Source organism: Vibrio sp. SCSIO 43135 (assembly GCF_023716665.1).
GTDB lineage: Bacteria > Pseudomonadota > Gammaproteobacteria > Enterobacterales > Vibrionaceae > Vibrio > Vibrio paucivorans.
Genome location: NZ_CP071860.1, coordinates 552265 through 566967, shown reverse-complemented (window position 1 = coordinate 566967; position 14703 = coordinate 552265). Strand labels below are relative to the sequence as shown.

The following is a 14703-nucleotide window of genomic DNA, read 5'->3' as shown; positions in this document are numbered from 1 at the left end:
GTTGATACGCCTATATTTTTGAGGTGAGACTATAACAAAACGTGATGTTCGTCGATGCGAAAATAGTGTTAAAAAATATTGGTGAAGACAATAAAAAAGCCGAACTTTCACAAGCTCGGCTTTTAATATTTTTGGAATCAGACAGTTAAGACTTATTCCCAGTCAAGAATCACTTTACCAGACATGCCGCTACGCATCACATCGAAGCCTTGTTGGAAGTCATCGATCTTGTAATGGTGCGTGATGATTGGTGTCAGATCTAGGCCAGATTGAATCAATGAAGCCATCTTGTACCAAGTTTCGAACATTTCACGACCGTAGATACCTTTGATAACCAAGCCTTTGAAGATAACTTGGTTCCAGTCGATACCCATGTCTGATGGCGGAATACCTAGTAGAGCGATACGACCACCGTGGTTCATTGTCTTCAGCATTGTGCTGAATGCCGCTTGAACACCTGACATTTCAAGGCCAACATCGAAGCCTTCTGTCATGCCCAGCTCTTCCATCACGTCTTCCAGCTTCTCTTCTGCCACGTTAACTGCGCGGGTTACGCCCATTTTACGTGCTAGATCCAAGCGGTATTCGTTTACGTCAGTGATTACAACATGACGAGCACCAACGTGCTTCGCCACAGCCGCCGCCATGATGCCAATTGGGCCTGCGCCAGTAATCAGCACGTCTTCACCAACTAGGTCGAACGACAGTGCCGTGTGCACAGCGTTGCCAAACGGGTCGAAGATAGACGCTAGGTCATCTGAAATGCCTTCAGGGATCTTAAATGCATTAAATGCTGGGATCACTAAGTACTCAGAGAATGCACCAGTGCGGTTTACACCAACACCCGTTGTGTTACGACACAAGTGAGTACGGCCGCCACGACAGTTACGACAGTGACCACAAGTGATGTGGCCTTCGCCTGATACACGATCGCCAATTTCGAAGCCACGAACTTCTTGGCCGATTCCTACCACTTCACCCACGTACTCATGGCCAACGACCATAGGTACTGGAATCGTGTTTTGAGACCATTCGTCCCAGTTGTAGATGTGGACATCAGTACCACAGATTGCCGTTTTCTTAATTTTGATCAGAATGTCGTTGTGACCAAGCTCTGGCTTGTCCACTTCAGTCATCCAAATGCCTTCTTCAGGCTTCAGTTTAGAAAGAGCTTTAATTTTCATAATGTTACCTAATTCATCTCGCCCACCGTTCGGGCGAGAATCAAAAATTCTGGTTATCTAAATTCGACGTTTGAGCGAATTAGATGATGCCCATATCTTTACCGACAGCGATGAACGCGTCGATTGCACGGTCTAGCTGCTCACGAGAGTGTGCTGCTGACATTTGAGTACGGATACGAGCTTGGCCTTTTGGTACGACAGGGAAAGAGAAGCCAATTACATAGATGCCTTTCTCTAGCGCGCGTTCAGCAAACTCTGCTGCCACTTTTGCATCACCCAACATGATTGGAATGATTGCGTGGTCTGCACCACCCATAGTGAAGCCAGCGCCTTCCATACGTGCACGGAAGTGAGCTGCGTTTTCCCATAGACGGTCGCGTAGGTCACCCGACTCTTCTAGTAAGTCTAGAACTCGGATTGAAGCCGATACAATTGCAGGAGCAACTGAGTTAGAGAATAGGTATGGGCGCGAACGTTGACGTAGCCAGTCGATCACTTCTGCTTTACCAGACGTGTAACCACCTGAAGCACCACCCATCGCTTTACCTAGCGTACCTGTGATGATATCGATACGGTCTACAACATCGTGATATTCGTGTGTACCTGCACCTGTTTTACCCATGAAGCCAACAGCGTGAGAATCGTCGACCATAGTTAATGCACCGTACTTGTCTGCTAGGTCGCAGATAGCTGGTAGGTTTGCAACCACACCGTCCATTGAGAATACGCCGTCAGTAACAATCAGAATGTGGCGAGCACCCGCTTCTTTCGCAGCGATCAATTGTTGCTCTAGCTCTTCCATATTGTTGTTTGAGTAACGGAAGCGCATCGCTTTACATAGACGAACACCATCGATGATTGATGCGTGGTTTAGTGCGTCAGAGATGATCGCATCTTCTTTGCCAAGAATCGTTTCGAATAGGCCAGCGTTCGCATCGAAACAAGAAGTGTAAAGAATCGTATCTTCTTTACCCAAGAATTTAGATAGCTTTTGCTCTAGCTCTTTGTGGATGTCTTGAGTACCACAGATGAAACGCACTGACGCCATACCGAAACCGTGGTCATCCATACCTGCTTTACCAGCTTCGATAAGAGCTGGGTGGTTTGCTAGGCCTAGGTAGTTGTTTGCACAGAAGTTCAGAACTTCTTCACCTGTCGAAATCTTTACCGCAGCTTGCTGCTGTGAAGTAATAACACGCTCTGACTTGTAAAGGCCTTCTTCCTTTACTTCTTCAATTTGAGTTTTGATCTGTTGGTAAAATGCAGATGACATTTCAAATTCCTTCCTAGTTATTATCTTTGTATCGCCCAATCGACTTAAACCAAAGTATGGTTGCTCGAATGGGCTTGTAGGGTGCTCTGCTAAATCGCAAAGCAATTCTGTTGCGGTAAAGTGTAATCCAACCCGCTGTAATGCATTAGAGCGTCAACCGGAAAAACATTAGTGAACCACAGGCACAAATAATCTTATTTAGTGACTTGGGTAACAATTCCGAATTTTGATGCTGATATATCAAACAGAAAAATCTTTGCTCAATTCAATATAGTCCTCCAGCTGCAGACTGAAGAGAATATGCGTCCTTTTTCACCACTTAAGGTCGTACTCATGAATATCTCTGATCAGTTAATCAAGGACGCTTTTGCCAAGGGTTGGCATACCTGCTTTTACCAACCTCTAGTCGAGCCAAGCCTTGATACTGTGAAGGGTGTTGAAGTCCTGTTTCGCCTTAAGACACCAAGCCACGGCATTGTTTCCCCTGCCTCATTTATCGAACGCGCATTCGAATTGGGTTTCGAACAAGACATTTTCCAAATCGTGCTAAGCACAGCATTGACCGAAGTTACCTCGCTGTCTTACCCATGCCCTGTTGCGATCAATGTAAGTTATAACGTACTAGATAACGAAAAAACCTATGAATCCGTTCGAGCTCTGCTTTGGGATCACTCCTATCCGGCACATATGCTGACATTCGAACTAAGCGAGTCAGACGACGTAACTGAATGCTCACAAGCATTGATAGATAAGTACAAAGCACTGGGGATCAAGATCTCTATTGACGATTTTGGCGCTGGTTATTCAAACATCAACAAGCTACTGGCACTCAATGTCGATGAAGTGAAGTTCGATAAAAACCTTATCAATACAAACCATCAGAACGGTTATGCACTGCTGAAAAGCATTCTATTGTTTTGCAAAGAGATGGGAATCGCCACAGTCGCTGAAGGGGTAGAAAACGCTGATACTCGCATTTACGTGCGTAATTTAGGCTTCGACCAGTACCAAGGTTTCCACTTTTCTAAGCCAGTTTGCTTTCAAGAGCTTAAAACTTTGGTTGCGGCATAAGGCTCAGCACAATGAAAATCTTAAAAGACAGCCAACTTCTCAACTCAGCTCAATACAACAACTTTGGCAAACTGAAAGTATTGATCGTTGACGACAGCACTCTGTTCATACAAAGCATCAGAAAAATCCTGTCCAAGCTGAAAATCGATGACAAAAACATTCAACATGCATCTGATACCAAACTGGCGTCGTGGTACCTCAAAGATAAAATCGAAGACGAGGGGTATGACATCATTATTTGTTCGTATCGATTCAAAAATCGTCCGCTTGGGAGGGATTTTCTACGCTATTTAGAAAAAGAGCAGTTCCGAACAAAACTGACGTCATTGATCGTGACAGACAACACCCTTGATCTCGATACTGCTCGTGAAATCGATACCAATATCCCAGACGGCTTTATTGCTAAGCCATTTAATCACAATCAGTTCGTGGCTAAGCTCACTAAGATCGTCCAGAAAAGTATCAAACTAAAGCCACTTAAGAACGCATATTTTGGCCGCGCATACGATCAGGTCATTGAAAAGTCAGAACAACTACTGTTCGAAAGCCCTCAGTATGCCAGTGAGATTATGCGCTTAAAGTGCCTAGCACTAACGAAACTGAAGCGCTTTGAAGAAGCGATTCAATGCTGCAAGTCAGAACTGCAAACAAGTGCCGAATGGCCCCTTGTACAACTCGTCGAGCTATACAGTTTGTTGGGGAAACATACGTTAGTCACCGATTTGCTCGACAGCGAACCGTCAATCAAATCGCACCCTAAAGTGAGCTGGATCTTACGTGAAAACAACGTTGAAACCGACACATGTCAGTCGGTAATAAAAGAGTATATGAAATCCAATGAAGACCATGAAAAGATCATCAAAGCCGCGGTTCTTCACATGTACAACCTCGACTATAGCTCGGCTTCGGACACTCTCACTCGTTATATCAGGCATAACCGAAGCAACCCACTACTTGAAAAGCGCGCAATGTTGTTTCTTCAATGTTTGCGTGCATTGGAACAAGTATTTGTAGGCAAACCTAAATATGTAGAGCCACATATTTTCGACAAGTTAGTTTCAGAGCAAGATAAACAGGACAATCTGTACTTTCTGTTTATGTATATCCTGAAAAACTACGATAAGAAGTCACTGTTCAAAACCCGTCAGCATATCGAAGCCTTTAAAGCTCGAGCACTGTATTGCAATGATAACTTAGTACTTATTCTGCTCGCTTTAGCGTGTTACCACCTTGGGCTAAACGCTAATGTGAAAATGTTGCACAACAAACATCTTATGTTCGTGGAAAATGATTACTTGTCTATTGTGACAAACAAAGTGTTTGAAAGCTTAGTTCAGCACAGTGCCGATAAAGAGCTGCACTTCGATTTGAAACGAGACTCAGATCTATCTGCGTTAGAGTCAATGACAGCTCAATCTCCACTCAACCAACACTATCACGAAAGTTTTGTATCGCTGATTGCACGTACACTCGCGAACAAACCAGTGAAAAAAACCAAGGGATTTCTATCTAATATTGAGACCAGCATTAGCTTCCTCAAAGACTCATACAAAGATCTTGGGCAGCACAACAATTTAGTGAGGTTAAAAGCGGAATACGATCAAATTAGGTTTCACCTAAGATAAATTCGATGCTCTTTTTCTTCATTTTTAGATCGTGATAGCGAATGTACTTAAAGTACACGTCATTGCGAGTTTGAATGGTTTGCGAGAAAGGATTCTCCACCACTTTTTTGATACTTGAACGGAAACACGTCAAACCATGTTGAGTGCCTACTGGCTCCAAATAGAGGTCGTAGAGGAACTGTGCCATCGCTGGGTCAATTGTTGGAAAGTTGAACTCCATATCATTGGTATGCTTCGCTAAATAATCGAAAATACGCCGGCGGATCACTATGCTCACAGCGCCCACGCTGAGCAGCGTATGGGTCACCCCATCGTATATTACATGGCCGAGAATCACGCTCTCACGCATAAAAGACAGAACCACCACCGACGCCGGGCGAAACGACATTCTCTCTATGATCTGGCCGATATCCTGTCCGTAAAGCTTCTTGTGTAGTGCACACATCAGCGCTAATCGCTGTGGATCTGCATCGGCATAAGTCGCGTGTTCAACATGAGAAATTTGGTAGTCGTACACCGCATCTTGATTAAAGACTTGATCCATCAACTTGCTCGCCGATTTCACCCGCCCCATTTCTTCAATAGAAAAATCGTAATCTACCTTAAAAAAGCTGGCTAACCCTAAACGACGAACAAAGCTGGGTATGGTTTTCCCTCGCTCCCATTGACTCACCGTCACTTGATTGACCCCTAAAAATGCGCGATGAGATTGAGACAGCACTTCTACCAACTCTTCTTGAGAAAGCTGCTTTTGCTCACGTAATTCTTTAAGCCGATGAGAGAAATTATCTTTGTTCATTATGCTTCGCTCACACTTCTCTTTATGGATCACATAGTTACCTTATCTCCTTAGTGTAGAACACTCGGCTGTAAAATTGGTATCACAATCCTATACACGACTCAGTTTCTGGTGCTACAAGTTGAACTCTCCTCTCGAATACGCTTTACTTCGGCTATTCACTGAGTGCTCCACCCTAATCATCAGAGTCTTCTGTTACTATGCTCAATCCGAAACTCATTTCTCTGCTACCCGATCTTGCTTCATTTATCCTCGTCGTCGATGAGGGAAGCTTTACCGCAGCAGCAAAAAAGCTCGATGTCACACCTTCAGCATTGAGTAAGCTCGTCACCCGCTTGGAGAGCTCGCTGTCTGTTAAGCTGTTCGAAAGAACCACACGTAAACTGGTTATCACCCCTACTGGCCGTCAGATTTACGACCAAGCGATTTTAATGGTCAATGCTGCCCAACAAGCTGTAGAACTTTCAACATCGGACCATACCGCTCCGACGGGCTCTCTCACCGTAGCCGCACCAGAGGCGTTTCTTAACTCGGTACTGCAACCTTTTGTCGTACCATTTTTGCAAAAGTACCCAGACATTCAGCTCAAGCTTCGTGTTGCTGACGGTGAAATCGATTTACTGCGTGACCGAATTGATATCGCATTTAAACTCACCGACAAGCCTGACGAAAATTTAGTATTAAAAGAAATCGCTTCAACCAACTTAGTGTTGTGTGCAAGCCCTGAATACATCGCTCAGCGTGGGGAACCACAACACCCTACGGATTTAGAACAGCACGACTGTCTGTACTTAGCAGAAACCGAGCGCGATAACCGCTGGGAGTTTTTTAAAGGGGATGATTACCATACGGTTTCGGTTACAGGGCGCTACGCGGTCAACCATTCACAAATGCGCCTACGTGGGGTGAAAGATGGGCTAGGCATCGGCATATTCCATGACTTCGTGATCAGCGATGCGCTACGCAAGAAAAGGGTCATTCCAATACTGCAAGATTGGACGATTAAAAGTGCTTATCACGGCGCTATTGCTATGCAATACCCGCAAACCAAATATATGCCTGCTAGGCTAAGAGTGTTCATCGATTTTGTTATGGAGAACCTCACTACGACAGGCTCAACGGAGCCTAGGAGTTAACGGAGTGAGTGATATGAAGGAAGAGTCAATGTTCAAACGTATTCATCATGTTGCGATAATTTGTTCGGATTATCTCGTTTCAAAGCGATTTTATTGCGAGGTATTAGGGTTTAAAGTTTTAGCGGAAACCTACCGCGAGGCGCGCGACTCATACAAACTCGACCTTGAGCTTCCTGACGGTTCGCAAATCGAGCTATTTAGTTTTCCAGATACCCCTGAACGCCCGAGCTATCCAGAAGCTCAAGGCTTAAGGCACCTAGCTTTCCATGTCGATAATATCGAACGCGTAGTGGATTACTTGGTTGGAAAAGGCATCGATGTTGAGCCAATTCGTACTGATGAATTGACTGGCAAAACATTTACCTTTTTTGCCGACCCAGATGGCTTACCACTCGAGATCTACCAATCTTAACTGAGCAACAAAAAGCCCCGCGACTTAGCGGGGCTTTTACATTAGCTTAGCGCTAAACGGAGCTTCGCTACACGCCTAATCAGTAGCCAATCGATTAACATTGCTACAATGATACTGATACCTGCCAGTGGAAATGCAATCGCAATAACAACCAGAGTCACCGCGCCTGTTTTCCAAATCGCATCTCGCTCAAAGCGTGGCGGAACACCCACTTTTCCTACCCCACTTGGTCGTCTCATCCACCACATCAAGACACCCGTTACCGATATCACAATGAATAAGACACATATCAGAGCATTCGCCGCCTTGTTAGCGACTGAGATGTCACCTTGGTGAAGCGCAATACCCGCCGCCATGGCTTTGGCTATCAAACTGTAATCTTGCCAAGTCACATCGGCCAATAGTTCGCCAGAATACTGATCCACATGCGAGGTTCTATCCTGAGTGGGATCACTAATGTCGCCACTCATCGTGTTTGCAGAAACAGTAAATACACCGGTTTCTGAACGAGGGAAGTTGATTCTATAGTGAGTGAAACCCATCGCTTCTGCTTTGGCGACGACGGCATTGATGCCAATGTTATCCATAAACACTTCGCCACTTTCCATCATAGCGGAGTGATCATGCGATTCAGGCACTGGCGTTTGCTCTAGATTCCAAGGCATTTCTTCTTCACTGCCATGGTTTAGGTCTTTATGTGTCAGCGAAGATAATGGCACATCATCCCACTTTTGCGCCGGAAACGTGTTCCAAGGCTGCACGAATTTGGCACCCCAGATGCCGGCCCAAGCCAACCCAGACAGAACAAAGAACAACAGCACGAGTGAGAGCACACCACCTATGTTAGTATGCAGATCTCTCAGCAGCGTGCGACTGCCGTTTTGCAGTCTAACCTTAAGAAACCCAGCAGCGCTTGCTCTGTCGGTTGGCAACCACATATAAATGCCAGACACCAACAATAAAATGGTCAAACTTGCGGCCATCTCAATGAGAAAATCACCGGTTTCACCCACCAGCAACGTCCCGTGAATGTCGTTCGCCAATTGATACCAACTTTCGCTGCGGTCAATTTCACCTAGCACTCTGCCAGTGTATGGATCGACGGTCACCAATACTGTTTCACCGTTGCTCTTAGTGACAGAAAACCGATTCGCAGTGGTGGAACTAGGAGCGGTAATGAACTGAGTAACACTAGCGTCAGGGTACGCACTTTGAACTGCGTCTAACTGCACCGAGGGGGTCACTTGCGCGATCTGAGGAGTCACTTCAATGACATCGCCATATCGGGCAAATTCGATTTCATCATCGAATAACATGACAAGGCCAGTGAGAGAAAGCATCAGCATGAACGGGACGACAAATAAACCCGCATAGAAGTGCCAGCGCCAAGTGAGAAAATAGAGTGTTTTTGCTGACTGAGCAGCGTTTTTCGCAGAGTCTGCTTCCTTTTGCGTTGATTGATTCAACATTATTTTTCCTTATTACACGCGAAAAAACACCACCGCTAATATAAAAAGCGGAAGTGCTGAGCGTGATGACTTTACTTAAGTGATTATTTTAATTTTGGTTATTTAAGTCGCTAGGAAACGAGGAGGTGCACGAGGAACATGCTTTTCAAACCGGACACTTAGAGCCAAAAAAGTGTAGCGGTCTAGAAGAGCAATACTTTGCGATGAAAGTAAAGGAGGTGTTGGAAGGTTGTCGTGATGAAAGCTGGAGAAGTGACTAAACGGACAAGGCTTGCCATTATGGGTTTCTGCTGTGCCTTCTTCTATTTGAACCAGCTCAAAGCCATTTACGGTACATAACGTCGCCCATACCCCAGCACTACTGCCGTGCGCGTTGATCACCGGCATCAAGGTCACAAGCACCCAGCTGAGGGCACTTGCTAATAGCATTGAGCGATGAAACGAGGCTGACTTAAACATTGGGCGACCCGAAAGAATTGAGCCGATACTATAACTTTAGCAGATAGATATTTCCGCTTTAAACCTCTCAAAACGCTACAAAATATTATCGATATTTACATTTTCACTACAGAGTCACAAACAAAAAAGCAGCGCTTATGCGCTGCTTTCTAACATTTAGGAAGTCATCACCAATGTGATTTAACCGAACAAACGGCTCCAGATACTTGGGTTACGTCTATCATGATATTCAATTCGAAGATCATCCACTTCTCGCAACAGCTCTTGCGCTTGCTCTAAATCACCCGCTTCGATTTGCGCTTCAACGCCGTCGATAGCTATCGCGAGTTTTTTAAAGCCTTCCATGTATAACTCTTGCTTTTCTACAGGGTATTCAGCTTGCTTAGACTGCTCAACTAGCTCTGCTAGATTAACAATCGGTTGCTGCATCTGCTCGATACTCTCTGCTTCTGCAGCTTGTTTAAACTCGAAGCGCATTTTTTTCATGGTTTGAGTAAGGTCGAAAGGCTGAGCAAACGCACTTGAAGCAAATGCTAGGCTCGCCACTAGGCCAGCGATAGCAGGAATATTGTTTTTCATATTGGAATAATTACTTTTTATCGTTGAGTTCGAATATTACTTTTTTGTCACTATACCGAACATAACAATAAAGGGAGAGTAAGAAATTGTTTCAATTTGCGAAATGGCTACACACCACAATTGCTTATTTCGATAATGGCTTACTCTGTTCCTTCTGACTTTCCGACGCGCCTTAAAGAGTATGATACTCCTCAATCGGCTCTCGGCCTCTCAGCTCAAGAAAATCGAGAAACTGCCGTGGAGAATGAGTAATCACCTTGTCACCGGAAATCCCAACTTTATCCAGTAATTCACTCACCAAGCCTAGGTTGCCAACATCATGGCAAAAATGTGCATCACTCCCTGTAGTGACAAAAGCGCCATGCAATTTCGCTAACTCGGCAATCTCGTAACAGCGCTCAACGCTGCCTACTCGGCTATTACCTTTCAATGTAGTGTTATTGATCTCTATTGCCACATTGTGCTCCGAAGCACATTGAATCACTGCGTCAAAATCAAAGTCGAAATTGGGATTCCCAAGGTGGCCCAGCGCATCGACACGACCACCACGTATAACATTAATGAGCGCTTGAGTGTGAGCCGCTTTATCCGCAGGTTTAAATACAGGTTCATGGAAACTCGCGATAACCCAGTCTAGGTTGCGGTCGACAGAAAGAGGGATGTCGATGTCACCGGAGGTGTTCATGATGTTTGACTCAACACCACGAATGACAGCAACGCCTTCAAGAAAACGAGGGAGAACACGTTGATTAGAGAAAAACCAATAGTGTGGAGCGCCGGGCATGGTTTCGGAGTGGTCAGTGGTACAAAACATTGCTAGACCATTTTCTTTGGCCAATTTCGCATTTTCAATTAAGGTGCTATAAGCATGCCCACTGGCATAAGTATGGGTGTGCGTGTCGACAAGTAACTTCATGAACGGCTTAACTATCTCTATTCGATTTACCGCCTAGTTTAGCAGCTTCAATCTTGCTCACAAAGTAGCTTAATCATGGGTAACGCTCGCTCCCAACCGTTGTTGAACATTGCGGTAAACTCTTGGTGTGTGTTGATTTTCACTTTGAGCAACACGCTCGACTCAAGCGAGACTATTTCAAACGATTCACTCGAACCAATCCACTTTCTTGCCACGTCGCTATTGATGTCTTGGATATGATCGGGCGTGAAAATCGCCACGTGATGATAGGAAAGCAGCTTACCCTCTTCAACAGTATCAATCACAGCGCGAGTCCCACCTAACGCAGGGTCAAAGAAAGTCATGTCTGCCCCTTCTCGCCATTCACCTTTGAATTGAGATTGGGGAGAAAAGGCCGCGGCCCACTTCTGATAACTTTCAAGCTCAGTCAAGATAGCCCACAAATTTTCAGCGTTCGTTTCGATTTCTATTTGATAATTAAGCGATTGCATATCACATCCCTAAAAAGCGTTGTTTATGCCCGAATGCCTTGGAGCGAACAGGTTACTTCACTGGATCATTTTCCAAGAAAACCAGTGACATCGTTCTGAATCCCGCGTCTTTAAGTCATTTGGGTATATTAGGTATAGAAGATAAAAATGACAAAACATCGGAAAACGAAGGGAATTCCTTTATAGAACGGTGGCTTTTTATTCTTTTTTGAACTGACTCACGTAATTTCAAGTGGTTAAATTTTCCGTCTTTTTTTGCATCATCGATAGATTAGACAATAATTAGATCAGTCAATTGCCCAAGGAAGAGCAACATGAGAAAGCAGCGCTACTCGCTGAGTATTCATATTACTAGCCTGTTTTTGGTGCTGACTACACTCGTGGGTGTCGTCCTTATTTCAATCAGCTACCAACACTCTCAGCAGTTGCTCTCCGGCAGCGCGAAAGAGCTCAGCAATGAAAACAGCCGTAAGCTTGAATCAGCGTTTAAGCAAAGCGCGGGCCCTATTCTCACCACTCTGGACTTTATGGCGCTGAGCGCCAGCACGGAAGATAAGAAAGTTCCACTTAAGCAAAAACGATGGCTTGCCTCAATTGATCTCATTTTTCAGCGTAACGAAGGACTAGTTGCGCTCTATTATGGCAATGAAAGCGGTCAGTTTATTCTCATGCGTCCACTGCGCGACAACAAAGCTCGAGAACGATTTAACGCACCAGAAAAAGCCAGCATATTCATCAATCATACTCAGGCTAATGGCCTGAATGAGTTCTATTATCTCGACGGTAACCACAACCAAGTCGGCTACACCAAAACCAACGATAACGAATTTGATCCACGAGCTAGGCCTTGGTTCATTAATGCCGATTTGGATGGTGAAATTCGTCTCACTGAACCTTACTTTTTCTATTTTCTGCAAACCACTGGCGTTACCTTGTCTCGAAGATCGATCAATGGCAGTGCGGTAGTCGGCGCCGACTTCACTCTGGATTCTCTGTCCCAACAAATAAGCTCCATAGGCTATTCAAGCAACTCAAAGCTTGTTCTATTCGACAATCAGTTCAAAGTGTTGGCCCATCATCAATCTGGGGTTGAATTAGGAGAAGAAGAGCAAAAAGCCAGAGCGACACTCAACAACGGCGTGTTCGTCAATATGCTCGACCGTAATAGCAGCCAAACCCTTTATGAGAATGTATTTTTCGATGAACAGAACTGGTCGGTCACGCTGACACCAGTCTCTCTGAACAAGCATGTCAGGCTGCTTTTGGCCGAAGCGACACCGCAAGATGACTTACTCGCAAACCTGATGTCGATGCGAGACAAACAAATCACCGTGGCCCTAACCATGCTGTTAGTCAGTTTTGTGGTGGTTTGGATCATCGCCAAACGCTTAGCTAACCCGTTACAAAACTTGGTTCTGCTCACTGATAACATTGCGCGATTCGACTTCAAGAAAACTCGTTATCCAAAGAGTATGATTAAAGAGGTCTCTAACCTCACTGAATCAATCGAACTGATGGAGCACACACTGCATGACTTACTTCGCTTGCTCCGAGAAACCGCAAGCAACCAAGATTTTAACCTACTGGCCAAGACCATCACTCACCAAAGTTATTTGGTGACTCGCGCCGAAACGATTATTTTGTTTGTCCACTCTGAGAAAGAAAACAAATTCACTACCGCAGCCAACCACGCGATAATTCCGTTCAAAATCGAAATTAATGAGTTTCTCTCTGACACGCCTTGGCTAATGACGGAACTTAAAAAGGGAGAAACCATCCACCTAAATCGAGACGATAACGCTATTGGCCCGCACCGCGACCACTTCTATAACTCTGATGTGTATTTCTTCCCGTTACTTAACCGAGAAAAACATCTCGTTGGCGTGCTTACCTTGGGCTACGAGCGAGCAATTACCAAAGAACAAAGCGATAAACATGCCTTCCTGAGTGAATTGCTCAGCTTTGCCGAGATCGCCAAAGACAACATCGATCAGATGCAACAACAGAAAGACATGCTTAATGCTTTCATCGAACTAATGGCTTCCTCCATTGATACGAAATCACCTTACACTGGCAGCCATTGCCAGCGTGTGCCAGCGCTAACCAAAATGCTCACCGAGGTCGCGGCCAAAGATGAACAGTACTTCCCTCGATTTGGGATGACAAACCAACAATGGGAAGAATTGCATCTAGCGTCTTGGTTGCACGATTGCGGTAAAGTCACTACTCCGGAATACGTCATCGATAAAGCGACAAAACTGGAAACCATCTATGACCGTATTCATGAAATACGCATGCGATTTGAACTACTTAAGAAACAGGCTGAAACGGACTACTGGCAAGCGTTACACAAAGGCGGTAACGAGTCAGAACTCAAGCTCGCGCTTCATGAGCAGCACCGAACCTTAGATGAGGAATTCGCCTTCGTTGCCAAGTGCAATATTGGTGGCGAATCGATGAGTGAAGAAGATATCGCCAGGCTGGCCCAGATTGGCGCTCGTGAATGGACGCGAACACTGGATGACCATCAGGGCATATCCTGGATCGAAAAACAGCGTAGCGACTCCAAATATACCCTTCCGACGCAAGAGAAGTTATTGGCTGATAAAGCGGTTCATCGCGTTGAATGGCCTCGTGGGGAAAACCCAAAACAACATTGGAATGAACCTTATATTTTGGAACCAGGTAGCGTCAAATACGACCGTGGAGAGTTGTATAATCTTTCTATTCAAAGGGGCACCCTGACCTCTGAAGAACGATTTATTATCAACGATCACATCATTCAAAGTATCTCGATGCTGAATCGACTTCCTTATCCCGAACACCTCAAAAACATTCCCGAAATTGCAGGGGGTCACCATGAACGAGTCGATGGAAAAGGTTACCCTAAAGGCTTGAGTGACGAAGAGTTATCTGTACCTGCACGTGTTATGGCCATTGCTGATGTATTCGAAGCACTCACATCTTCAGATAGACCATATAAGAAAGCGAAGAGCCTCGATGAATCGATTCACATCATGACCGACATGGCGACCACCGGGCACATCGACCCTAAGTTGTACCTGCTGTTTCTTGAAAATGGAATCGACCAGATCTATGCCGACGAGTTTTTAGCGCCAGAACAAATCAACTCTATCGACCGCGAGTTCCATCTTCAAAAGGTCAGAGAGTATCTAAAAACTCTTTTCTAACGCCACCGAATAGCCCCTAGCCTTTGCCGCACTCAAATATAGAGTAATAACTTCATTTTTAACCAAAATATCACTTAGATTATTACTCTATGTTTTTT

General features: G+C 45.0%; 13 protein-coding genes. 5 read left to right on the top strand and 8 right to left on the bottom strand.

Translation table 11 applies throughout. The annotated features are described in order from the left end of the window. Nucleotides 1-152: 152 nt before the first annotated feature. The gene (gene tdh, locus J4N42_RS16960) at nt 153-1184 is read right to left on the bottom strand and encodes an L-threonine 3-dehydrogenase (RefSeq protein WP_252033692.1); all 1032 of its coding nucleotides are present in this window, start codon (nt 1182-1184) and stop codon (nt 153-155) included. A gap of 79 nt (nt 1185-1263) precedes the next feature. After that, nucleotides 1264-2457: a glycine C-acetyltransferase gene (locus tag J4N42_RS16955; protein WP_252033691.1), complete on the bottom strand. Its 1194-nt coding sequence runs from the start codon at nt 2455-2457 to the stop codon at nt 1264-1266. Nucleotides 2458-2790: 333 nt separating this feature from the next. On the opposite strand from J4N42_RS16955, the gene J4N42_RS16950 reads away from it, so the two are divergent. After that, nucleotides 2791-3528: an EAL domain-containing protein gene (locus J4N42_RS16950; RefSeq protein ID WP_252033689.1), complete on the top strand. Its 738-nt coding sequence runs from the start codon at nt 2791-2793 to the stop codon at nt 3526-3528. Between the two features lie 11 nt (nt 3529-3539). Continuing rightward, nucleotides 3540-5153, top strand: coding sequence for a response regulator (locus J4N42_RS16945; RefSeq protein WP_252033687.1), 1614 nt, complete (start codon nt 3540-3542; stop codon nt 5151-5153). Here J4N42_RS16945 and J4N42_RS16940 read toward each other — a convergent pair. After that, nucleotides 5134-5952, bottom strand: a complete 819-nt coding sequence (locus J4N42_RS16940) for a helix-turn-helix transcriptional regulator (protein ID WP_252033685.1) — start codon at nt 5950-5952, stop codon at nt 5134-5136. The genes J4N42_RS16945 and J4N42_RS16940 overlap by 20 nt on opposite strands. 200 nt (nt 5953-6152) lie before the next feature. Between J4N42_RS16940 and J4N42_RS16935 the strand changes: the two genes are divergently transcribed. Next, the gene (locus J4N42_RS16935; protein ID WP_252033683.1) at nt 6153-7088 is read left to right on the top strand and encodes a LysR family transcriptional regulator; all 936 of its coding nucleotides are present in this window, start codon (nt 6153-6155) and stop codon (nt 7086-7088) included. Between the two features lie 28 nt (nt 7089-7116). Beyond that, the gene (gene gloA2 / locus J4N42_RS16930; protein ID WP_252034186.1) at nt 7117-7500 is read left to right on the top strand and encodes an SMU1112c/YaeR family gloxylase I-like metalloprotein; all 384 of its coding nucleotides are present in this window, start codon (nt 7117-7119) and stop codon (nt 7498-7500) included. Nucleotides 7501-7541: 41 nt separating this feature from the next. On the opposite strand, the gene J4N42_RS16925 is transcribed toward gloA2, so the two are convergent. The 5 genes from J4N42_RS16925 to J4N42_RS16905 form a co-directional block, all read right to left on the bottom strand. Next, entirely contained in the window at nt 7542-8969 is a 1428-nt protein-coding gene (locus J4N42_RS16925) for a PepSY-associated TM helix domain-containing protein (RefSeq protein ID WP_252033681.1), read from the bottom strand. 102 nt (nt 8970-9071) lie between these two features. Next, entirely contained in the window at nt 9072-9428 is a 357-nt protein-coding gene (locus J4N42_RS16920) for a hypothetical protein (RefSeq protein WP_252033679.1), read from the bottom strand. Between the two features lie 180 nt (nt 9429-9608). Further along, nucleotides 9609-10007: a cytochrome b562 gene (locus J4N42_RS16915; RefSeq protein ID WP_252033677.1), complete on the bottom strand. Its 399-nt coding sequence runs from the start codon at nt 10005-10007 to the stop codon at nt 9609-9611. 172 nt (nt 10008-10179) lie between these two features. Further along, nucleotides 10180-10923 carry a phosphatase gene (locus tag J4N42_RS16910; RefSeq protein ID WP_252033675.1) on the bottom strand — a complete coding sequence of 248 codons (744 nt, stop codon included), beginning with the start codon at nt 10921-10923 and terminating at the stop codon, nt 10180-10182. Between the two features lie 47 nt (nt 10924-10970). After that, on the bottom strand, nt 10971-11414 hold the full coding sequence (locus J4N42_RS16905; protein ID WP_252033673.1) for an SRPBCC family protein: 444 nt from the start codon (nt 11412-11414) through the stop codon (nt 10971-10973). Nucleotides 11415-11728: 314 nt separating this feature from the next. Here J4N42_RS16905 and J4N42_RS16900 point away from each other — a divergent pair, with 314 nt between their 5' ends. Beyond that, the gene (locus J4N42_RS16900) at nt 11729-14605 is read left to right on the top strand and encodes an HD domain-containing phosphohydrolase (RefSeq protein WP_252033671.1); all 2877 of its coding nucleotides are present in this window, start codon (nt 11729-11731) and stop codon (nt 14603-14605) included. Nucleotides 14606-14703: the final 98 nt, after the last annotated feature.

Bases quoted from the DNA above. Each gene is read 5' to 3' on its own strand.
- J4N42_RS16950 (WP_252033689.1), top strand. From the start codon at position 2,791: ATGAATATCTCTGATCAGTTAATCAAGGACGCTTTTGCCAAGGGTTGG.
- J4N42_RS16905 (WP_252033673.1), bottom strand. From the start codon at position 11,414: ATGCAATCGCTTAATTATCAAATAGAAATCGAAACGAACGCTGAAAAT.
- J4N42_RS16935 (WP_252033683.1), top strand. From the start codon at position 6,153: ATGCTCAATCCGAAACTCATTTCTCTGCTACCCGATCTTGCTTCATTT.
- J4N42_RS16945 (WP_252033687.1), top strand. From the start codon at position 3,540: ATGAAAATCTTAAAAGACAGCCAACTTCTCAACTCAGCTCAATACAAC.
- J4N42_RS16915 (WP_252033677.1), bottom strand. From the start codon at position 10,007: ATGAAAAACAATATTCCTGCTATCGCTGGCCTAGTGGCGAGCCTAGCA.
- J4N42_RS16955 (WP_252033691.1), bottom strand. From the start codon at position 2,457: ATGTCATCTGCATTTTACCAACAGATCAAAACTCAAATTGAAGAAGTA.
- tdh (WP_252033692.1), bottom strand. From the start codon at position 1,184: ATGAAAATTAAAGCTCTTTCTAAACTGAAGCCTGAAGAAGGCATTTGG.
- gloA2 (WP_252034186.1), top strand. From the start codon at position 7,117: ATGTTCAAACGTATTCATCATGTTGCGATAATTTGTTCGGATTATCTC.
- J4N42_RS16940 (WP_252033685.1), bottom strand. From the start codon at position 5,952: ATGAACAAAGATAATTTCTCTCATCGGCTTAAAGAATTACGTGAGCAA.
- J4N42_RS16910 (WP_252033675.1), bottom strand. From the start codon at position 10,923: ATGAAGTTACTTGTCGACACGCACACCCATACTTATGCCAGTGGGCAT.
- J4N42_RS16920 (WP_252033679.1), bottom strand. From the start codon at position 9,428: ATGTTTAAGTCAGCCTCGTTTCATCGCTCAATGCTATTAGCAAGTGCC.
- J4N42_RS16925 (WP_252033681.1), bottom strand. From the start codon at position 8,969: ATGTTGAATCAATCAACGCAAAAGGAAGCAGACTCTGCGAAAAACGCT.
- J4N42_RS16900 (WP_252033671.1), top strand. From the start codon at position 11,729: ATGAGAAAGCAGCGCTACTCGCTGAGTATTCATATTACTAGCCTGTTT.